Origin of the sequence: Nocardioides endophyticus, assembly GCF_039543845.1 — a bacterium.
GTDB classification, from domain to species: domain Bacteria; phylum Actinomycetota; class Actinomycetes; order Propionibacteriales; family Nocardioidaceae; genus Nocardioides; species Nocardioides endophyticus.
The window spans coordinates 72,691-92,998 of the sequence record NZ_BAABKN010000023.1 but is presented as its reverse complement, the minus strand read 5'-3'; the positions used below and the strand labels follow the sequence as shown (position 1 = coordinate 92,998).

The following is a 20,308-nucleotide window of genomic DNA, read 5'->3' as shown; positions in this document are numbered from 1 at the left end:
CACCTCGGATGTCCGCCACTCCGCAATCGACCAGTGCGAACAGCACCGTCTCGGCCAGCTCCACCGATGGCTGGAAGGACAGGAAGCGCTACCTCTGGCTGATCGGCCTCGTCGTACCGTCGCTCGCCTTCATCGGCTACGGGCTCTGGGCACTGACCGGCTGGGGATTCTGGTTCTGGATCGGGCCGATCGTCATCCTGGTCGTGGTGCCGGCGATCGACCTGGTCGCCGGCCTCGACCGGTCGAACCCGCCCGACGACGTGATCGAGGCGCTCGAGCGGGACCGCTACTACCGGTGGATCACGTATCTCTTCCTGCCGGTCCAGTACGCCGGCTTCGTCGGTGCGATGTGGTTGATGGCCGGCGGCGCCGACCTGAGCGTCGTCGACAAGGTCGGGCTCGCCGTCTCCATCGGCTGCATCGGCGGCATCGGCATCAACACCGCCCACGAGCTCGGCCACAAGCGTGAGGAGAACGAGCGCTGGCTGTCCAAGATCGCCCTGGCCCAGAGCTTCTACGGCCACTTCTACATCGAGCACAACCGCGGCCACCACGTCCGGGTCGCGACGCCCGAGGACCCGGCCTCGTCGCGGGTCGGCGAGAACTTCTACCAGTTCTGGCCGCGCACGGTCCTGGGCTCGCTGAAGTCGGCCTGGCGCCTGGAGAAGCGGCGCTACGCCCGCAAGAAGCAGCATCCGTTCCGGGTCGGCAACGACGTACTCAACGCCTGGCTGATGTCGCTCGTGCTGTGGGGCGGGCTCATCGCCTGGCTCGGGATCGGGATCCTGCCGTACCTGCTCATCCAGGCGGTCGTCGGCTTCTCGCTGCTCGAGGTGGTCAACTACATGGAGCACTACGGGATGCTGCGCCAAAAGGTCGGCGTCGGCGAGCGCCAGCGCTATGAGCGGGTCGACCCCACGCACTCCTGGAACTCCAACAACATCGCGACCAACGTGCTGCTCTACCACCTGCAGCGGCACAGCGACCACCACGCCAACCCGACCCGGCGCTACCAGTCGCTGCGGGACTTCGAGGAGTCGCCGGTGCTGCCGACCGGGTACGCCGGGATGATCGTGCTCGCCGCCGTACCCGCCGTCTGGCGCCGGGTGATGGACCCGCGGGTGCTCGCCCACTTCGACGGCGACCTGTCGAAGGCCAACCTGTCGCCGCGCAAGCGGGACAAGATCCTGGCAAAGTATCCGGCCCCGGTGGTTGCGGAGAGCACGTCGGCTGCGGGGGTCTCGACAAGCTCGACCACCGGTGCAGTCGACGAGGTGCTTGCCGCGCGCTGCCCCGGCTGCGGCTACACCTACCGCGTCGAGCAGGGCGACGAGCACGAGGGGTTCGCCGCCGGTACGGCGTGGGCGGACATCCCCGACTCGTGGTGCTGCCCCGACTGCGGCGTACGCGAGAAGGTCGACTTCGTGCCGCTCACCGAGGCCGTAGCCTGAGCCTCATGACGGCCGCACCGACGACGCGTGAGCGGATCGTCGACGCTGCCGTGGCGATGACGACCGAGTCGGGCTGGTCCGCGGTCACGATGGGCGCGCTGGCGGAGCGGGTCGGCGTGAGTCGGCAGACGGTCTACAACGAGGTCGGCTCCAAGGAGGGGCTCGCCGAGGCGGTCATCCTCCGCGAGCTGGCCCGCTTCCTCGACGTGGTGTCAGCTGCCTTCGACCGTCATCCGGACGCACTCGTGGACGCGATCCGCGCGGCGACGTACGGCGTCCTCGAGCTCGCCCAGGACAACAAGCTGCTGCACGCGGTCGTCTCCGCGACGCACGGCGCCGACACCGAGCTCCTCCCGCTGCTCACCACGCACTCGCACTCGCTGCTGGCGGTGGCCAAACAGGTGGTGACCGAGCGGGTCACGCCGTACGACCTCGGCCTGGACGGCCCGCACCTCGAGGTGGCCATCGACGTCGTCGTCCGGGTGGTGCTGAGCCATGTCATGCAGCCCACCGGCTCGCCGGCCGAGACCGCCGACGGCATCGCCTGGCTCGCCGGCCGGGCGCTGCGGGGCTGACTTCTCGGGCACTTCGTCAGCTTCTCGGGCATTGCAAAGACCCAGAACCTCAGGAATACCCGGTTAACCGGGTATCCCCGGACTACGCAGCGCGCCGCACCTGGGCCAACTCAACAGCCTCACGAAACGCCTTGGCGACGTACGGCGGGACCTTGAGGCCGCGCTTGTGCGCCCAGAGCAGCTCGCGCTCGACCCGGGAGATCTGGCCGGCGAAGTTGTCGACATCCTGGTCGATGCGCAGGGTGGCGAGCATGTCGCCGAAGTCGGCCGTCTGCTGGGCGTTGTTGGCGCCGACCGGGGCGAAGGAGAGGCTCCGCATCCGGCGCACCATCCATCGCTGCCAGGCGGCGAGCTGCGACCAGAGGCCGCGCGCCGAGAGTTGGTAGAAGGCGTAGTGGCCGGGCTCCTGGCGGCGGATCGGCGCGATCACCGTCTGCGCCACGGCCGACTCGCCCATCTCGACGACGCCGTCGTGCAGCAGGTTGTAGGCCAGCACTGCGGAACGCTCGGTGGCCATGCCGGTCAGGTAGTAGAGCATCCGGCAGACGTCCTGAAAGGGGTCGAGGTGGGCCAGCGCGCCGAGGATCTTCATCTTGGCGCCGAGCGACGTCAGGTCGGGCTCGGCGGCCGGCCGGCCGAGCTGCACCTGGAGCTCGTCGAGGATCTGTCCGTGCCGGATCTCCTGCGGCTGCCACACCTCGGCGTAGAAGCGCCGGTCGATCTCGGGCGGGTCGGGCAGCAGCGTCGTCAGCTCGACGACGTTGCGGTCGACCTCCAGCTCGACCCGGGCCATGTAGTCGAGCACGTGCCCGTAGCGGGCGTTGAACAGGTCGGGACGGCGTACGGAGTAGTCGACGGACGCCAGGTCGATCGGCGGATGCTCGAGTCCAAGTCGGTCGACATGGTCGGCCAGCCTCGTCTCGTTGAGGGAAACAAGCGCCATTGCAGAATCCTAGGGGCAGGTTAGGACAGCCTTCATCGGGGATGACCCCTATACGGTCTTCGGTGTGACAGACGCCTCCGGATCGGCCGGCCCCGACGGCGTACGACTCGGAACCGCGACGGGTCGTGCGGTGGTGGCCGCCGCCGTGCTCGGCTCCGGCATGACGATGCTCGACGGCACCGTCGTCAACGTCGCCCTGCGCACCATCGGTGAGGACCTCGACGCGTCGCTCGCCCAGCTGCAGTGGATCACCAACGGCTACCTGCTCTCGCTGGCCAGCCTGATCCTGCTCGGCGGCTCGCTGGGCGACCGGTACGGCCGACGGCGGATCTTCGTGATCGGCACGGTGTGGTTCGCGCTCGCCTCGCTGCTGTGCGGGATCGCCCCCAACCCGACCGTCCTGATCGCGGCGCGCATCCTGCAGGGCGCGGGCGCCGCCCTCCTGACGCCCGGCAGTCTGGCGATGATCCAGGGCGCGTTCGTCCGGGGAGACCGGGCGAAGGCGATCGGCTCGTGGGTCGGGCTCGGCGGCATCGCGTCGGCGATCGGTCCGTTCCTCGGCGGCTTCCTGGTGGAGTACGCGAGCTGGCGCTGGATCTTCCTGATCAACCTGCCCATCGCCGTGCTGACCGTCGTGATCGCGATGAAGGCCGTCCCTGAGACCCGCGACCCGCATGCGGCGCGCCGCCTCGACTTCACCGGTGCGCTGCTGGCCACGGTCTTCCTCGGCGGGCTCACCTACGCCCTGATCGAGTGGGGCGGGGACTTCGCGCCCTGGGCGATCGGCATCGCGATCCTCGCGGCCGTCGGGTACGTCGTCGACGAGCGCCGCAGCGAGCACCCGATGCTGCCGCTCGGGATCTTCGCGGACCGGACCTTCACCGCCGCCAACGCGATGACGCTGCTGGTCTACGCCGCCCTCGGTGCCGTCCTCTTCTTCCTGGTCCTGCAGCTGCAGACCGTGGGTGGGTACGGCGCGCTCGAGGCCGGCATGGCCACCCTCCCGATCACGGTCTGCATGCTGCTGCTCGCGTCCAAGGGGGGCGAGCTCGGCACCCGGATCGGCCCGCGGATCCCGATGACGGTCGGCCCGATCGTGATGGCCGGTGGGTCGCTGCTGCTGCTCGACGTCGGCCCGGACGTGAACTACTGGACCGACGTACTCCCCGGCCTGACGATCTTCGGACTCGGCCTGGCGCTGATGGTGGCGCCGTTGACGGCCACGGTGCTCGCGGCAGTCTCGGACGATCACGCTGGCATCGCCAGCGGCGTCAACAACGCTGTCGCCCGGGCCGGTTCGCTGCTTGCTGTCGCCGCGCTGCCGGTCGCGGTCGGGCTGACAGGAGACCAGTACGCCGACCCGGTGGCCTTCGACTCGGCGTACCAGTCGGCCACCCTGATCTGCGCGGCCCTGCTCGCGCTCGGCGGCGTGGTCTCGTGGGTGACGATCCGCAACCCGGAGGACTAGACTTCGGGCATCCGGTGCGCATCCCGAAACGAGTTGCATCATGCGCAACAAGGCATCGCTGACTCCGACGCTCCTGCGGCTGCTCGACAGCGTGCGCTACGAGGTGCTCCCGACGGCCTCGACCGAGGACAAGGTGCTCGCCCACGTCCCGCGCGACGTCACGGTCACCGTCACCGCGTCGCCGAGCAAGGGTCTCGACGCGACCCTCGACCTGGCCGAGCGGCTGGCCGGCCACGGCTACACCGTCGTACCCCACATTGCGGCCCGGATGGTCACCGGTCGGGCTGAGCTGGCTGAGATCTGCGGTCGGCTGACCGGTAAGGGCATCACCCGGGTGTTCGTGCCCGGCGGCGACGCCGACCCTGCGGGCGACTACGCCGACGCGCTGGCGCTGCTGCTGGACCTCACCGAGCTCGGCCGGCCGTTCGAGCAGGTCGGGATCACCGGCTACCCCGAGTCGCACCCGACCATTCACGACGACCTGACCGTGCAGGCGATGTGGGACAAGCGGCACTATGCGACCCATGTGGTCAGCAACCTGACCTTCGACCCGGCAGTGATCCGCGACTGGGTGCACCGTCTGCGCGGCCGCGGCGTCACGATGCCGTTGCTGCTGGGCATCCCCGGCCCGGTCGACCGCACCAAGCTGCTCACGATGGCGACCAAGATCGGAGTGGGTGAGTCGACCCGGTTCCTGGCCAAGCACAAGGGCACCTTCGCCCGTCTGGCCGCTCCGGGCGGCTTCACCGGCGAGCGCTTCCTCGAGCAGTGTGCGCCGACGCTCGCCGAACCCACGTCGCTCGTCGAGGGGCTGCACGTCTTCACGTTCAACCAGATCGCCGAGACCGAGGCCTGGCGGCAGGGGCTGCTGGGGCGGTTGCGGGGCTAGGTCCCGCCGGACGTCATGCGGATAGAGCATCCGTTTGCTCCATCCGTATGACGTCCCGCGGGCGTCAGCTCACCAGGTCGGCCAACGCCGCCTCGAGGCGGGCGTCGCCGGTCTCGACGACGGTGAGGGGCAGGCCGATCCGGGCGGCGGCGTCCTCGGCGAGCGCGCGCAGGTCCTCGTCCGGAGCCTGCGCGAGCCAGACCACGCGCGCGTAGTGGCCGAAGTAGGTGTCGCGCAGCTCCGGATGGCGGTCCAGGCCGAGCTCCTGGATCACCGTGCGTGTGAACGACCGCACCAGGAAGTCGGTCAGCACGTAGGTCCCCGGCTGGTCGGCGAAGAACTGCTCGACGCGGGACGCCCCGGCGAAGACGTCGTAGCAGTGCAGGCCCGGCAGCCGGGCCAGGCCGAGGTCGTCGCAGACCGAGTCGAGGGCGCCGTACGTCCCGCAGTCGGCATAGCCGACGGCGACGGAGGAGTACGACGCGGCGAGGTCGGTCGCGAGCCGGCGTACCTCGCCGGCGATCAGCTGGGGCTGGTTGTGCAGCAGGGGCGGCAGCGGGTGGACGTCGACCGGCCAGTCGTGGCGGTCGACGATCTCCTTGCAGGGCTGGGCGATCGCGCCGCACGCGATGAGCGCGGTCCGTGCTGGTCGGTCAGAAGCCGAGCTGGTCGACGAAGCGGTCGTTGAACTCGGAACGGTCGGAGAGCTCGACATACGTCACCTCCTCCAGGAGCGCTTGCGCGCCAGCCCGTTCGCGGATGGACAGCAGGGCCATCTTCGCGCCCTCGCCGGCGACGTTGCCGGCCGCGACGATGCGCAGCACGGGCAGCTTCGGCACCAGGCCGATGCGTACGGCGGAGGCGGCCGACAGGTAGCTGCCGAAGGAGCCGGCCAGCAGCACCTGCTGCACGTCGCGGTGCTCCAGGCCGAGCTCCTCGAGCAGCAGCGTCCAGCCGGTCGAGATGGCGGCCTTGGCGAACTGCAGCTCGCGGACGTCGCGCTGGGTCAGCACTACGCAGTCCTCCGGCTCGGCGTCTGGCGCCGGCCGGTGCAACACGAAGACCCGCTCCTCACCCCGGTCGGACGTCAAGATGGTGAGCCGGTCGGCCAGGGCCGGGGCGACCTCCTTGGCGACGTCGTCCGGGACGAACCGCCCCGACGCGTCGAGCAGCCCGACCTTGACCAGCTCGGCGACCGCGTCGACCAGCCCGGATCCGCAGAGCCCGCGCGGCTCCACGTCGCCGATCACGCCCAGCTCGACATCGTCCGCCAGCTTCACGACCTCGATCGCGCCGTCGGCAGCGCGCATGCCGCAGCGGATCGCCCCGCCCTCGAACGCCGGTCCCGCGGGCGCCGCCGTCGACAGGATCCGGTCGCCGTCGCTGAGCACGATCTCGCAGTTGGTGCCCACGTCGATGAAGAGGCGGGTGCGCTTGTCACGGTCCATCCCGGAGGCCAGCATGCCGGCGACGATGTCGCCGCCGACGTACGCCCCGAGCGCGGGGAACAACGTGGCCCGGGCCCGGGGGTGCAGGGCCAGACCGAGCTCGGAGGCGAGCACGTCGGGTGGCTGCGGTGAGGACATGATGAACGGTGCGACGCCGAGGGGCTCGGGATCGATCCCCAGCGCCAGTGCGGTCATCGTGGCGTTGCCGGCGATCGCCACCTCATAGACGTGGCTCGGGTCGACTTCGCCCTCGGTGCAAACCTGGATCGCCAGTGTGGACAGGGTTTCCGCGGCCGCGCGCTGCAGCCGGCCGAGGGCCTCGGGGTCCATCATCGTGGCGCTGATGCGGGTGATCACGTCACCGCCGAAGGGCTGCTGCCTGTTGAGCATCGACGCCACAGCGACAGGGGTTCCGGTCGCGACGTCGAGGAGAGTGGCGACGACGGTGGTCGTGCCGAGGTCGAAGGCGATGGCGTACTGCGACTTCGTGGTGTCGCCGGGCTCCACGTCGATGAGCGCCTCGTCGACGATCACCGCGGTGACCTTGAAGTCGGCCGCTCGCAGCACCGTCGGCAGCCGGCGCAGGACGTGGAGGTCGGCGACCGGCTCCAGGTCGTCGATCGCCTGCAGGAGCCGGCCGAGGTCGGTGCGCTGGTCGGTGAGGCTGGGCTCGTCGAGCTCGACGTACCGCTTCTGGATCGCGGGCCGCAGGATCACCTGGCGGCCGACGCCGACCGTGGCCGCCGCAGGTGGAGTCGATCGCGATGCCGTTCCAGGACGCCGAGTCGAAGACGGTCACCCCGGGCGGCACGCGTACGGCGCGCTGCGTGGTGCGCTCCGGATCGGGGTCGAGCACCGTGAACGACAGCTCGACCCGTCCGGTCCCGTCGTGCCCGGCCCCCTCGTTGGTCATAGAGCGCTCATGCCGTCGCGGCCGCCTTCGCGCGGTGAGCCGCGATCCAGGCCATGCCCCACTCGTCGTGGTCGAGGAACACGTCGGCGGCCTTGACCGCCTCCACGATCTGCGGCGTACGCGTGTCCATGATCGCGCTGGTCAGGCCGGCGGTCATCGCCATCGGCAGCCAGGCGGCGCCGAGGGTGTGCCGGTCGGGCATGCCGAACGAGGTGTTGGACGCACCGCAGGTCATGTTGACCCCGAACTCCTCGCGGATCCGGCGCATCGTGTCCCAGGTGACCAGGGAGGTACTGGTGTCGGCGCCGATGGGCATCGCCAGCGGGTCGATCACGATGTCGGCCTGGGCGATGCCGTACTCCTCGGTGGCGACCCGGACGATCTTGGCGGTCAGGTCGAGCCGCTTGTCGGCCTCCATCGGGATCTCGTCGTGGTCGTTGGGCAGCGCGATGATCGCGGCGCCGTATTTCTTGACCAGCGGGAGGATCGCGGCGAGGCGGTCGTCCTCGGCGGTGACCGAGTTGACCAGCGCCCGGCCCTGGTAGACCGACAGCCCGGCCTCGAGCGCCTCGATGACCGAGGAGTCGATGCAGATCGGCTTGTCGGTGAGGCTCTGCACGAGCTGGATCGCCCGGGCGAGCAGGTCGGCTTCGTCGGTCAGCGGGACGCCCATGTTGACGTCGAGCACGTCGGCGCCGCCCTCGACCTGGGCCAACACGTCGCGCTCGATCGCGGACAGGTCGCCGGCTCGCAGCTGTTCCTGGAAGATCCGGCGGCCGGTGGGGTTGATCCGCTCGCCGATCAGGCAGAAGCGGCGGCCGTGGCCGATGACGACGTCGCCGCCGGTGCCGCGCAGGACGGTCTCGAGGGGCTCCGCCGGGGAGTTGGCGGCCATTACGCGGGGACCTTCGAGCGCTTCTCGTGCAGCAGCGCCTTGGCCTTCTTGACCGTGGCCGAGGCGTCGGCGGCGTACCCGTCGGCGCCGACCGCGTCGGCGTACTCCTGGGTGACCGGGGCGCCGCCGACCATGACGACGACCGAGTCGCGCAGGCCGGCCTTCTCGAGGGCGTTCATGTTGGCCTTGAACATCGGCATCGTCGTGGTGAGGAACGCCGAGAACCCGACGATGTCGGGCTGGTGCTCCTCGATCGCGGCGACGAACTTCTCGGGTGCGACCTGGACGCCGAGGTCGATCACCTCGAAGCCGGCGCCCTCCAGCATGATGTTGACGAGGTTCTTGCCGATGTCGTGGACGTCGCCCTTGACGGTGCCCATCAGGAACTTGCCGACGGTCTGGACGCCGGTCTCGGCGAGCAGCGGCCGCAGCCGCTCCATCGCGCCGGCCATCGCGCGACCGGCGATCAGCATCTCGGGCACGAAGAAGTCGCCGCGCTCGAACCGGGCACCGACCTCCTCCAGGGAGGGGATGAGCGCGTCGAAGAGCAGTGTCTGCGGCTCCATGTCGAGCATCAGGCCCTCCTCGGTCAGCTCGAGGACGCGCGGCGCATTGCCGACCAGGGTCTCGTCGTACAGGCCCTGGAGGATCTCTTCGGGAGTACTCATGCAACGCCCTCCTTGCTCACTGGGGTGGGGGTTCGGCCGCGCAGCAGACCGGAGAGATCGGCTGCGTGGGACGACAGGTTGCGACCGAGCTCGTCGAGCCGGTCCTCGAGCCGCGCGGTGGGACCCGAGATGCCGAGGGCGGCGACCACGTCACCGCGCGGACCCTGGACGGGTACGGCGATGCCGGTGAGGCCGACCTCGAGCTCGTCGTGGGTGACCGCCCAGCCGCGCTTGCGGGTGGCGATGCCGTCGCGGCGCAGTGCGGCCGGGTCGGCGACGGTCGCCTCGGTCAGCTGCTCCAGCTCGCCGTGCGGGACCGGCAGGGCGCCCCAGGCGTAGAAGACCTTGCCGAGCGCGGACGTGTGGGGCGGGACCTCGATCTCGGTCCAGTCCCGGGTGCCGAGCAGGTAGCGGGAGTCGACCTGGGCGACCTGCACGACCTTCTCGCCGCGGGTGACGCTCAGGTGCACGGTCTCCGAGGTGTCCTCGCCGATCCGCTCCATCGCGGGGCGGGCCAGCCGGACCAGCTCCTCCCACGGGTCGTGGCGGGCGGCGTACAGCCAGAAGAGCGAGCCGGCGACGTACGACCCGGAGTCGTCGCGCTCGACCAGACCGGTGCGCTCCAAGGCGGTCAGCATCCGCGAGGTCGTCGACTTCGCGAGGCCGCTGGCCTCCTGGAGGTCGGCGAAGGTGAGCGGGGCGTCGGCGTGCACGACGGTCGACACCAGCTGCGCTGCGCGGTCCACCGCCTGGGTTCCGCTGCCGCTGCTCGCGTCGGTCACGGTGCTCCTCTGGTGCCGGGTTCCATCATGTGGAACTGTAGTCCCACATGATGAGGTTAGGTTGGAGGGTCGATGTTCCGCAACCGGATGCCGCGCTACGACGTGCTGTCGGAGGACGCGATGGCCACGCTGGACGCCGGTTGGCGTCGGCTGGTCAGCGAGATCGGGGTCGAGTTCCTGGACGCGCGGGCGCGCGACCTGTTCCGCGCCGCCGGGCAGCGGGTGGAGGAGGACAAGGTCTTCCTCGACCCCGACTTCGTGCTCGAGCAGGTGGCCAAGGCGCCCGAGGAGTTCGACCTCCAGGCCCGCAACCCTGAGCACAACCTGCACATCGGTGGCGACGCGATGGCCTTCAGCGCCGTCTACGGCCCGCCGTTCGTGCGCCAGGGCGACGTACGCCGCGACGGCACGATGGACGACTTCCGCAACTTCTCGAGGCTCGCACAGAGCTTCTCGGTCATGGACTCCGCGGGCGGGGTGATCACCGAGCCCAACGACACCCCGCTCGACAGCCGCCACCTCGACATGACCTACGCGCTGCAGACGTTGACCGACAAGGTCTACATGGGCAACGTGGTCTCCGGCGTCAACGCCCGCGACACCATCGCGATGACCGAGATCCTCTTCGGGTCACGGGAGTCGATCGAGGAGACGCCGGCGCTGATCTCCCTGATCAACTGCAACTCACCCCTGCGGTGGGACGACCGGATGCTCGAAGCGCAGTTCGAGTACTCGCTCGCCAACCAGCCGGTCATCCTCACGCCGTTCATCCTGATGGGCGCGATGTCGCCGGTCACGGTGCCGGCGGCGCTGGTGCAGCAGATGGCCGAGGCGCTGTCGGGCATCGCGCTCTCGCAGCTGATCCGGCCGGGCTGCCCGGTGGTCTTCGGGTCGTTCCTCTCCAACATCGACATGCAGTCCGGGTCGCCGACGTTCGGTACGCCGGAGTCCGGCATCGGGCTGCTCTGCACCGGGCAGATCGCGCGGCACTTCAACCTGCCGTTCCGTACCGGTGGCGGACTGACGTCCTCGCAGGTGCCGGACGCGCAGGCCGGTTACGAGGCCCTGATGACGATGCTGCCGACGTTCCTCGCCGGCGCCAACTACGTCATGCACTCCGCCGGCTGGCTCGAGGGCGGGCTGGTCGCGGGCTACGAGAAGTTCGTGATCGACGTGGAGCTGGTGCAGATGCTCCAGCACGAGTTCACCCCGCTGGAGATCGACGAGGCGTCGCTGGCCTTCGGCGCGCACGAGGAGGTCGGCCACGGTGGCCACTTCCTCGGTGCGATGCACACGATGGAGCGCTTCCGGACCTGCTTCTACCGCCCGATGCTCTCGTCGTCGGAGAACTACGAGCGTTGGATGCGCAACGGCGCCAAGGACACCGCCGCCCGCGCCACCGAGCTGTACCAGAAGAAGCTCGACGAGTACGAGCAGCCGGCCCTCGACGACGCGATCCGGCAGGAGCTCGAGGAGTACGTCGTACGCCGGCGGGCGGAGCTGGGCGACTAGCGGTCGAGTCGGCGCAGAATGACCCGCGAGTCGGCGCAAAGTGATACCTGCATGGGTCACTTTGCGCCGACTCGAGGGTCAACTAGCGCCGACTCGGCATCTGGGCGCAGCCGAAGCCAGGTGACGTCCTGCCAGTCGCAGTGCTCGGCACCAGGGAAGGACGTGATGTCGTCGTGGACGACGACCGCGACCCGGGTCCGGTCGTCGACGTCGTACGAGAGCAGGACGCGCCCGTCGTCCACCCGTTCGACCCGGTAGCCGTCCTCCGGCACCTCGGCAAACTCCTCGTCGAGCCAGTTCTCGAGCGCGTCCTCGGGGAGTCCTGCACCGTCTCGAGACCGCCGTCCACGTAAGTTGCCGCCCCCTCCGCGGCGAGGTTCGCCGACGCACTCGAGCGCGAGTCCGGCGGAGCCGGACGCTTCGAGCGGCGTAGCGATGTCGCTGCAGTCAGGCTCCACGTCCATCGGCCCGTCGTACGGCGTCCCGCGGGGTCGGCCTCGACCGCGATCTGGTCGCCGCAGTCGGAGAGGGTCAGCGGAAGACGACCGTCCGCGAGCCGTTCAGCAGCACCCGCGACTGGGAGTGCCACTTCACGGCACGGGAGAGGACCTGGGCCTCGACGTCGCGGCCGGCCGAGACCAGCTGGTCCTGGTCGTAGCCGTGGTCGACGCGCATCACGTCCTGCTCGATGATCGGGCCCTCGTCCAGGTTGCCGGTGACGTAGTGCGCGGTCGCGCCGACCAGCTTGACGCCGCGATCGAAGGCCTGATGGTAGGGCTTGGCGCCCTTGAAGCTCGGCAGGAACGAGTGGTGGATGTTGATCGCTCGCCCGGACAGCTCGCGGCAGAGCCCGTCGGACAGCACCTGCATGTAGCGGGCCAGCACGACCAGGTCCACGTCGTACGACTCGACCAGCCGCATCAGCTCGGCCTCGGCGTCCGGCTTCGTCTCGGGGGTCACGGGGACGTGGTGGAAGGGGACGCCGTACGACGCGGCCAGGGCGCCGGCGTCCGGGTGGTTCGAGACGACCGCCGGGATCTCGATCTGCAACGACCCGGTGCTGGTCCGGAAGAGCAGGTCGTTGAGGCAGTGCAGGTGCTTGGAGACCATGATCAGCGTGCGGTACGGCGCGGCTGCGTCCCAGAGCTCGAAGCGCATCTCGAACTCCTCGGCCACGGGCGCGAACTCCTCCCGCATGGCCACCGCGTCGGTCGCGCCGGGTACCTCGAAGTCGATGCGCATGAAGAAGCGGTTGGTCAGCCGGTCGCCGAACTGCTGGCTCTCGACGATGTTGCCGCCGCGCGCGACCAGGAAGCCGGACACGGCGTGCACGATGCCCGGACGGTCCGGGCAGGAGAGGATGAGCACGTAGTCACCCGCGGCGGTGGTCGGGATGGCGAGACTGGGCACGAGGGCAGCCTTTCAGTTCTGTCCAGAGCGTTGCGCTGGCCGAAACGCAGTCTGCGATACGCAACAACTGCTGCGCTAGTGTCCCGCACATGAGCGAGGGCAGCGCGGGTGTCCAGTCTGTTGACCGCGCGCTCACCATCCTCGAGGTGCTGGCCCGGGTCGGCGAGGCCGGGGTCACCGAGATCGCCGTCGAGCTCGGCGTCCACAAGAGCACCGCCTTCCGTCTGGTCACCACGCTCGAGGCGCACCGCCTCGTCGAGCAGACTGCCGAGCGCGGCCGCTACCGCCTCGGTGTCGGGGTGCTCCGTCTCGCGGGCGCGACGACTGCCCGGCTCGACCTGGTGCAGGAGGCCCGGCCGCTGTGTCGTCAGCTCGCGGCCGAGACCGGGGAGACGGTCAATATCGCCGTCCTCTCCGAGAGCTCCGCGCTCTACCTCGACCAGATCGCCGGCTCCTCGGCGCTGCAGCCGCACAACTGGGTCGGTCAGCACATCCCGCTGCACGCCACCAGCAACGGCAAAGTGCTGCTCAGCGGCCTCGACGACGCCCAGGTCAAGGAGCTGCTCGGCACGCTCTCGCGCTACACCGCGACCACGATCACCAAGAAGGGCAAGCTCCGCGAGGAGCTGGCTCTGGTGCGCGAGCAGGGGTACGCCGTCGCGGTCGACGAGCTGGAGGAGGGACTCACCGCCGTGGCCGCCCCGATCCGCAACGCGCACGGCGACGTGGTCGCCTCGATGAGCGTGTCCGGGCCGACGTTCCGGCTGCCCGAGGAGCGGGTCGGCGACGTCGTACGACTGCTCGTCGAGGCCGCCGCGGAGGTCTCCCACCGCCTCGGCTGGGGCCAGCGCTGACGGTGGGCTGACAACAAGGTTGGGTTACAGCGCGCCCGTTGCCCTTGACGTGCCGGGTGCCTGACTCCATCCTCGGGTCAAAGAACCGGTTGCGCGACAAGCAATTGGTTGCGTGATACGCAACTGAGTGGTCGTGCGGGGAGTGAGTCCGAGTGGCCGAGCTCTACCTTGACGGCGCGTGGGTGAGCGCGCGGGGTGGAGCACGCCGTGAGATCCGATGTCCGGCCGACGGTGTGCTGGTCGCCGAGGTGGACGAGGCGGGGGCCGAGGACACCGAGGCCGCGATCGCCGCGGCGTACGCCGCCTTCCGCGGCGGGCCCTGGCCGGAGGCGTCGGCCCGTGAGCGCGGTGACCTGTTGATGAGGCTGGCCGACCTGCTCGAGCGCGACGCCGAGGACCTGGCCCGGATGGAGTCGCTCGACACCGGCAAGCGCCTGGTCGAGAGCCGCTACGACATCACCGACGTGGTCGCGGTCTTCCGCCACTACGGCCGGGTCGCGGCCGAGGACGCCGGGCGGGTCGTCGACACCGGCAACCCGGACGTCGTCAGCAGGATCGTGCACGAGCCGGTGGGGGTCTGCGCCCTGATCACACCCTGGAACTACCCGCTCCTGCAGGTCTCGTGGAAGGTCGCTCCCTGTCTAGCGGCCGGCAACACCTTCGTGCTCAAGCCCAGCGAGCTGACGCCGCACACGGCGATCCACCTGATGCGGCTGCTGGCCGAGGCCGGGCTGCCGGCCGGCGTGGGCAACCTGGTCCTCGGCGCCGGTGCGACCGCCGGCGCACCGCTGTCGGCCGATCCGCGGGTCGACCTGGTCTCCTTCACCGGCGGTCTGGAGACGGGCCGGCGGCTGATGGCAGCCGCGGCCGGGACGGTGAAGCGGGTGGCGCTCGAGCTCGGCGGCAAGAACCCCAACGTGGTGTTCGCCGACGCCGACCTCGAGGTCGCCCTCGACTTCGCGCTCACGGCGGTCTTCCTGCACTCGGGGCAGGTCTGCTCGGCCGGGGCGCGGCTGGTCGTCGAGGAGTCGATCCACGACGAGTTCGTCGACCGGCTGGTGGAGCGCGCACAGGCGATCCGGCTCGGTGGCCCGTTCGACGACAAGGCGGAGACCGGTCCGCTGACGAGCGCCGCGCACCGCGACAAGGTCGAGGCGTATGTCGCGCGCGGGGTCGCCGAGGGCGCGGTGCTCCGGGCCGGCGGTGCTCGGCCCGACGCCCCGGCTCTGGCCGACGGCTTCTACTACCTGCCGACGATCCTCGACGGCTGCACCAGCGCCATGTCGGTCACCCAGGACGAGTCGTTCGGCCCGGTGCTGACCGTCGAGACGTTCACCGACGAGACCGACGCCGTACGCATCGCCAACGACAGCATCTACGGCCTGGCCGGCGCGGTCTGGACCCAGGACGCCGGCAAGGGCCAACGAGTCGCGGGCCGGCTGCGGATGGGCACGGTCTGGATCAACGACTACCACCCGTACGTGCCGCAGGCGGAGTGGGGCGGCTACAAGCAGTCGGGGTTCGGGCGCGAACTCGGTGAGGCCGGGCTGGCGGAGTACCGCGAGACCAAACACGTCTGGCACAACATCCGGCCGACAGAGCAACGCTGGTTCCAGGGCTAGGGCGGCGGGCATGGGTGCAGATCGGTACGACGTGGTCATCGTGGGTGGCGGCTCTGCCGGGTGCGCGCTCGCCAACCGCCTGTCCGCGGATCCTGCGACGTCGGTCCTCGTCCTCGAGGCCGGGCGATCGGACTTCCGGATCGACCCGTTCATCCACATGCCGGCGGCGCTGCCCTTCCCGATCGGCAACCGCCTCTACGACTGGAAGTACGAGACCGACCCGGAGCCGAACCTCAACAACCGCAGGGTGTTCCACGCCCGCGGCAAGGTGCTCGGCGGGTCGAGCTCGATCAACGGGATGATCTTCCAGCGCGGCAACCCGCTCGACTACGAGCGCTGGGCGGCCGAGCCGGGGATGGAGGAGTGGGACTACCTCCATTGCCTGCCCTACTTCAAGAAGATGGAGAACTGCCTCGGAGAAGACGGCAGAGGCGGCGCCGACGACTGGCGCGGCGGCCACGGACCTCTGGTCCTGGAGCGCGGGCCGGCCGACAACCCGCTCTTCTCGGCGTTCTTCGACGCGACCGTCGAAGCGGGCTACCCACGCACCGACGACGTCAACGGCTACCGCCAGGAGGGATTTGCGAAGTTCGACCGCAACCTCCACCGTGGGCGCAGGCTCTCCGCCGCCCGCGCGTACCTGCATCCGGTCCGGCACCGCAAGAACCTCACGGTCGAGACGCTCGCGATGGCGACCGCCGTACGCTTCGACGGCAAGCGTGCGGTCGGCGTCGACTACCTCCGCGCCGGCCGCCTGCACCGCAGCGTCGCCGCCGGCGAGGTCATCCTGTGCGGCGGCGCCATCAACACTCCACAGCTGCTGCAGCTCTCCGGAGTCGGCGACGAGACACTGCTCAAGCAACAGGGCGTCCCGCTCCTGCACCACCTCCCCGGCGTCGGCGAGAACCTCCAGGACCACCTCGAGGTCTACATCCAGTACGCCTCCAAGCAGCCGGTCTCGATCGCTCCCGGCCTGAAGTGGCGCAAGCGTCCGGGCATCGGCTACCAGTGGCTGGTCCACCGCCGCGGACTCGGCGCCACCAACCACTTCGAGGGCGGTGGCTTCGCGCGCAGCAACGAGGACGTCGACTACCCCAACCTGATGTTCCACTTCCTGCCGGTCGCGATCCGGTACGACGGGTCCGCGCCGACCGAGGGGCACGGCTATCAGGTGCACATCGGGCCGATGTACGCCGACACCCGCGGCCACGTGCGCATCAAGAGCCGGGACCCGAAGGTGCATCCGTCGCTGCTCTTCAACTACCTGTCGACCGACAACGACCAGCGTGAGTGGGTCGAGGCGATCCGGGTCGCGCGCGACATCCTCAACCAGCCCGCCTTCGCGCCGTACAACGACGGCGAGCTGTCGCCCGGCAAGGACGTCGAGACCGACGAGCAGATCCTCGACTGGGTGCGCGCGGACGCAGAAACCGCGCTGCACCCGTCGTGCACGGCCAAGATGGGCACCGACGAGCTGGCCGTCGTCGACCCGGCCACGATGAAGGTGCACGGACTCGAAGGCCTGCGGGTCGTCGACGCCTCGGTCTTCCCGTTCGTCACCAACGGCAACATCTACGCCCCCGTGATGATGGTCGCCGAGAAGGCCGCGGACCTGATCGCGGGCAACACGCCGCTCCCGCCCGCCGACGTGCCGTACTACCGCTACCGCGACGGCATGCCCCTCTATCCGCCCGGCGACAGCCGCAACCAGGAGGATCTGTCATGAGTGCAGTCACCGCGTCGGAGCCGACCACGGCCGCGAGCAGCACGGACGCAGCCCTGTCGGTGCGTAACCTCTGGAAGATCTTCGGCAAGGGCGCCGACGACGTCATCGGTACGCCGGACGCCGACCTCTCACGTGCGGACCTCAAGGAGAAGACCGGCTGTGTGGTCGGCGTCAAGGACGTCTCCTTCGACGTCGCGCCGGGCGAGGTGTTCGTGGTCATGGGCCTGTCCGGCTCCGGCAAGTCCACCCTGGTCCGCTGCCTGACCCGGCTGATCGAGCCGACCTCCGGGCAGGTGGTCATCGACGGCCACGACATGACCAAGGCCAACGAGCGCGAGCTGCGCGAGCTGCGGCGCACGCACACCTCGATGGTCTTCCAGCACTTCGGCCTGCTGCCGCACCGCCAGGTGATCGACAACGTCGGCTACGGGTTGGAGATCCGCGGGGTCAAGAAGAAGGAGCGCCGCGCGAAGGCGGAGGAGATCGTCAAGCTGGTCGGCCTATCCGGCTACGAGAAGTCCTATCCCGACCAGCTCTCCGGCGGCATGCAGCAGCGCGTCGGGCTGGCGCGGGCGTTGGCCAACGACCCGTCGCTGCTGCTCTTCGACGAGCCGTTCTCCGCGCTCGACCCGCTGATCCGTCGGGACATGCAGAACGAGGTGATCCGGCTCCACCACGAGCTCGGCAAGACGATGGTCTTCATCACCCACGACCTGCAGGAGGCGCTCAAGCTCGGCGACCGGATCCTGATCATGCGCGACGGAGCCCTGGTGCAGATCGGTACGCCGGACGAGGTGGTCGGAGCCCCCGCCGACGACTACGTCAAGGACTTCACGTCCGAGGTCCCGAAGTCCCACGTCCTCACGTTGAAGTGGGTGATGCGTGAGCCCCGGCCGGACGACTCGACCGAGGGCCCCGTGATGACCTCGACCACGATCGTGCGGCAGGCCGCGCGGGCGGCGCTCGCCTCCGAGCACCCGGTCCGCGTGGTCGACGACGGGCGCCTGGTCGGCATCGTGGACGCCGACGCGATCCTCCGGGTCGTGGTCGCCGAGGAGGAGGAATGAGCCTGACGTTCGCGCCGGCGCCGACGGAGCCGGGCGCGGAGGCCCCTCCGCCGCCCGAGCGCCGCTCGCTGCCGCGCTGGGCCTGGGCGCTGGTGGTCGTGGCGGTGTGGATCGTCGTGTGGGCGTTCACCAAGGGACAGAACACGCTGGCCGTGCCGATCCGTGAGCACTCCGATGTCCAGAACCAGCTCACCGACTTCCGCAACTCCGTCCTCGCGAGCCGGGACAGCAACCCGGTCGTGCAGCTGACCTACAACCTCGGGGAGTGGTTCGGCTCGGTGTTCGACTGGGCGTCGCGGATGATCTCGATCCCCGACCTGCCCCGGCCGGTGCCGCAGATCGGCTGGCTCGGCGTCACCGCCATCGCCACCTGGCTCGGGCTCGCGGTCGCCGGTTGGCGGATCGCGATCCTGGTGGCGGCGTCGTTCTTCTCCTTCGGCCTCTTCGGCTACTGGTCGGACTCGATGGACCTGCTGATCGTGACGTTCGTGGCCGTCGCCGCGGCGGTGGTGCTCGGGTTGCCGCTGGCCGTCTACTACGGCACGGCCGGACGCACGGGCACCGCGATCCTCACCACGATCCTGGACCTGATGCAGACCCTTCCCACGTTCGTCTACCTGAGCCCGGTCGTGCTCTTCTTCGGCATCGGCGCCTCGACGGCGGTCGTGTGCACGCTGATCTACGCGTTGCCGCCGATCATCAGGATCGCCGGCTACGGGATCCGCTCGGTGTCGACGACGACGATCGAGGCCACCGACTCGTCGGGACAGACCCGGTGGCAGCGGTTGACCAAGGTGCAGCTGCCGATGGCGCGCGCGACGATCGTGGTCGGTCTCAACCAGACCATCATGGCGGCGCTGTCGATGGCGACGATCGCGGCCTTCGTCGACGGTCCCGGGCTCGGTCAGCCCGTCCTCCAGGGTCTGGTCCGCAACGACGTCGGCGGCGCGTTCGTGCCCGGCATGCTGATCGTGGTGATGGCGGTGATGCTCGACCGCACCACGACCGCGGCGAGCGAGGCGTCGGAGAAGGCGGCCCGCGGCGGCGTCGACGTCCGGCTGCGTCGTATCGTCCTCGCTGTCACCGGCGTCCTGGCGCTGGTCGCCGTCTACGTCTCGCGGCAGTCCTTCTGGGCCGCCGAGTTCCGCGAGACTTCGTGGGGTCCCCGGCTGGCCGACGCCGTCGACTCCTTCTTCACCTGGGTGACCGACACCTTCCACGGCGTCACCCAGGCCATGGTCGACGGGGTTAGCACGGCCCTGCTCAACCCGCTCCAGGAGCTGCTGGCCGAGTCGCCCTGGTGGCTCGTGGGGGCGGCGATCGTGGCGCTGGCGTTCGTCTTCGGCGGCATCCGAGGCGTCGTGCCTGCGGTGGTCTGCCTCGCCGGCATCCGGTTCTTCGGGCTCTGGCACGACACGATGCTGACCCTGACGATGGTGCTGGTCGGCACGATCCTGGTCATGGTGCTGGCGGTGGTCCTGGGGGTCTGGATGGCGCGGGCGCGGGTCGCCGACGTGGTCCTGAGGCCCTTCCTCGACGCCGGCCAGACCATCCCGCCGTTCGTCTACCTGATCCCGGTGCTCGGGCTCTTCGGTCCGTCACGCTTCACCGCGATCTTCGCCGGCGTCGTGTACGCCGCGCCGGCCGCGATCAAGCTCGTCGCCGACGGCGTCAAGGGCGTCTCGGTGACCACCATCGAGGCGTCGCGGTCGACCGGCTGCACGAGGTGGCAGGAGATCACCAAGGTGCAGCTGCCGATGGCCCGGGGATCACTCGTGCTCGCGGCGAACCAAGGTCTGCTCTACGTGCTGTCGATGGTCGTGATCGGCGGGCTGGTCGGCGCGCAGGCCCTGGGGTACGACGTGGTGCTGGGCACGTCTCGCTCCGAGGAGTGGGGTAAGGGGGCCGCGGCCGGCATCACGATCGTGCTGCTCGGGATCATGCTCGACCGGATCATGCGCGCGGCGGCACTGAACGACGCGGTCGCGAAGGACCCGACCAAGCGGTCGTGGTGGCGCGGAATGGCGGCCTGATGGCGTCGCCTCCAGGGCTCGGAACAGAGATCGCACACGCGACCCACGAAGG

General features: G+C 69.8%; 18 protein-coding genes. 10 read left to right on the top strand and 8 right to left on the bottom strand.

Annotation, left to right across the window (positions count from 1 at the left end):
* Window positions 1–8: 8 nt before the first annotated feature.
* Both ABEA33_RS17615 and ABEA33_RS17610 read left to right on the top strand, forming a co-directional pair.
* Entirely contained in the window at window positions 9–1,451 is a 1,443-nt protein-coding gene (locus ABEA33_RS17615) for a fatty acid desaturase (RefSeq protein ID WP_345528215.1), read from the top strand.
* 5 nt (window positions 1,452–1,456) lie between these two features.
* Window positions 1,457–2,026, top strand: coding sequence for a TetR/AcrR family transcriptional regulator (locus tag ABEA33_RS17610; RefSeq protein ID WP_345528214.1), 570 nt, complete (start codon window positions 1,457–1,459; stop codon window positions 2,024–2,026).
* Window positions 2,027–2,108: 82 nt separating this feature from the next.
* On the opposite strand, the gene ABEA33_RS17605 is transcribed toward ABEA33_RS17610, so the two are convergent.
* Window positions 2,109–2,969 carry a GTP-binding protein LepA gene (locus tag ABEA33_RS17605; RefSeq protein WP_345528213.1) on the bottom strand — a complete coding sequence of 287 codons (861 nt, stop codon included), beginning with the start codon at window positions 2,967–2,969 and terminating at the stop codon, window positions 2,109–2,111.
* A gap of 64 nt (window positions 2,970–3,033) precedes the next feature.
* Between ABEA33_RS17605 and ABEA33_RS17600 the strand changes: the two genes are divergently transcribed.
* Entirely contained in the window at window positions 3,034–4,437 is a 1,404-nt protein-coding gene (locus tag ABEA33_RS17600; RefSeq protein ID WP_345528212.1) for an MFS transporter, read from the top strand.
* Between the two features lie 40 nt (window positions 4,438–4,477).
* Window positions 4,478–5,326, top strand: a complete 849-nt coding sequence (locus ABEA33_RS17595) for a methylenetetrahydrofolate reductase (RefSeq protein WP_345528211.1) — start codon at window positions 4,478–4,480, stop codon at window positions 5,324–5,326.
* A gap of 64 nt (window positions 5,327–5,390) precedes the next feature.
* On the opposite strand, the gene ABEA33_RS17590 is transcribed toward ABEA33_RS17595, so the two are convergent.
* From ABEA33_RS17590 to ABEA33_RS17570, 5 genes are all read right to left on the bottom strand, one after another.
* Window positions 5,391–6,041, bottom strand: a complete 651-nt coding sequence (locus ABEA33_RS17590) for a DUF1638 domain-containing protein (RefSeq protein ID WP_345528209.1) — start codon at window positions 6,039–6,041, stop codon at window positions 5,391–5,393.
* Entirely contained in the window at window positions 5,980–7,491 is a 1,512-nt protein-coding gene (locus tag ABEA33_RS17585) for an ASKHA domain-containing protein (protein ID WP_345528208.1), read from the bottom strand. Before ABEA33_RS17585 ends, ABEA33_RS17590 begins: the two co-directional genes overlap by 62 nt.
* A gap of 203 nt (window positions 7,492–7,694) precedes the next feature.
* Complete coding sequence (locus ABEA33_RS17580; RefSeq protein WP_345528206.1) at window positions 7,695–8,582, bottom strand: dihydropteroate synthase; 888 nt, start codon at window positions 8,580–8,582, stop codon at window positions 7,695–7,697.
* A complete protein-coding gene (locus ABEA33_RS17575) occupies window positions 8,582–9,250 on the bottom strand; it encodes a corrinoid protein (RefSeq protein WP_345528205.1) in 669 nt (222 codons plus the stop codon). Before ABEA33_RS17575 ends, ABEA33_RS17580 begins: the two co-directional genes overlap by 1 nt.
* Window positions 9,247–10,032, bottom strand: a complete 786-nt coding sequence (locus tag ABEA33_RS17570) for an IclR family transcriptional regulator (protein ID WP_345528204.1) — start codon at window positions 10,030–10,032, stop codon at window positions 9,247–9,249. The genes ABEA33_RS17575 and ABEA33_RS17570 overlap by 4 nt, the downstream gene beginning before the upstream one ends.
* A gap of 72 nt (window positions 10,033–10,104) precedes the next feature.
* Between ABEA33_RS17570 and ABEA33_RS17565 the strand changes: the two genes are divergently transcribed.
* Window positions 10,105–11,544 carry a trimethylamine methyltransferase family protein gene (locus ABEA33_RS17565; RefSeq protein ID WP_345528202.1) on the top strand — a complete coding sequence of 480 codons (1,440 nt, stop codon included), beginning with the start codon at window positions 10,105–10,107 and terminating at the stop codon, window positions 11,542–11,544.
* 56 nt (window positions 11,545–11,600) lie between these two features.
* Here the strand turns inward: ABEA33_RS17565 and ABEA33_RS17560 are convergent, their stop codons facing one another.
* Entirely contained in the window at window positions 11,601–12,008 is a 408-nt protein-coding gene (locus ABEA33_RS17560; RefSeq protein ID WP_345528200.1) for a hypothetical protein, read from the bottom strand.
* A gap of 67 nt (window positions 12,009–12,075) precedes the next feature.
* Window positions 12,076–12,954 (bottom strand): formyltetrahydrofolate deformylase, encoded by an 879-nt coding sequence (gene purU / locus ABEA33_RS17555; protein WP_345528198.1) that lies wholly within the window; start codon window positions 12,952–12,954, stop codon window positions 12,076–12,078.
* 89 nt (window positions 12,955–13,043) lie between these two features.
* Between purU and ABEA33_RS17550 the strand changes: the two genes are divergently transcribed.
* The 5 genes from ABEA33_RS17550 to ABEA33_RS17530 all read left to right on the top strand — a co-directional run bounded on the left by ABEA33_RS17550 (window position 13,044) and on the right by ABEA33_RS17530 (window position 20,256).
* On the top strand, window positions 13,044–13,808 hold the full coding sequence (locus ABEA33_RS17550; protein WP_345528197.1) for an IclR family transcriptional regulator: 765 nt from the start codon (window positions 13,044–13,046) through the stop codon (window positions 13,806–13,808).
* Between the two features lie 152 nt (window positions 13,809–13,960).
* Entirely contained in the window at window positions 13,961–15,430 is a 1,470-nt protein-coding gene (locus ABEA33_RS17545) for an aldehyde dehydrogenase family protein (RefSeq protein WP_345528196.1), read from the top strand.
* Window positions 15,431–15,440: 10 nt separating this feature from the next.
* Window positions 15,441–17,156 carry a choline dehydrogenase gene (gene betA / locus ABEA33_RS17540; RefSeq protein ID WP_345528195.1) on the top strand — a complete coding sequence of 572 codons (1,716 nt, stop codon included), beginning with the start codon at window positions 15,441–15,443 and terminating at the stop codon, window positions 17,154–17,156.
* Window positions 17,153–18,223, top strand: a complete 1,071-nt coding sequence (locus ABEA33_RS17535; protein WP_345528193.1) for a quaternary amine ABC transporter ATP-binding protein — start codon at window positions 17,153–17,155, stop codon at window positions 18,221–18,223. The genes betA and ABEA33_RS17535 overlap by 4 nt, the downstream gene beginning before the upstream one ends.
* Entirely contained in the window at window positions 18,220–20,256 is a 2,037-nt protein-coding gene (locus tag ABEA33_RS17530; RefSeq protein WP_345528191.1) for an ABC transporter permease, read from the top strand. Before ABEA33_RS17535 ends, ABEA33_RS17530 begins: the two co-directional genes overlap by 4 nt.
* Window positions 20,257–20,308 lie beyond the last annotated feature (52 nt).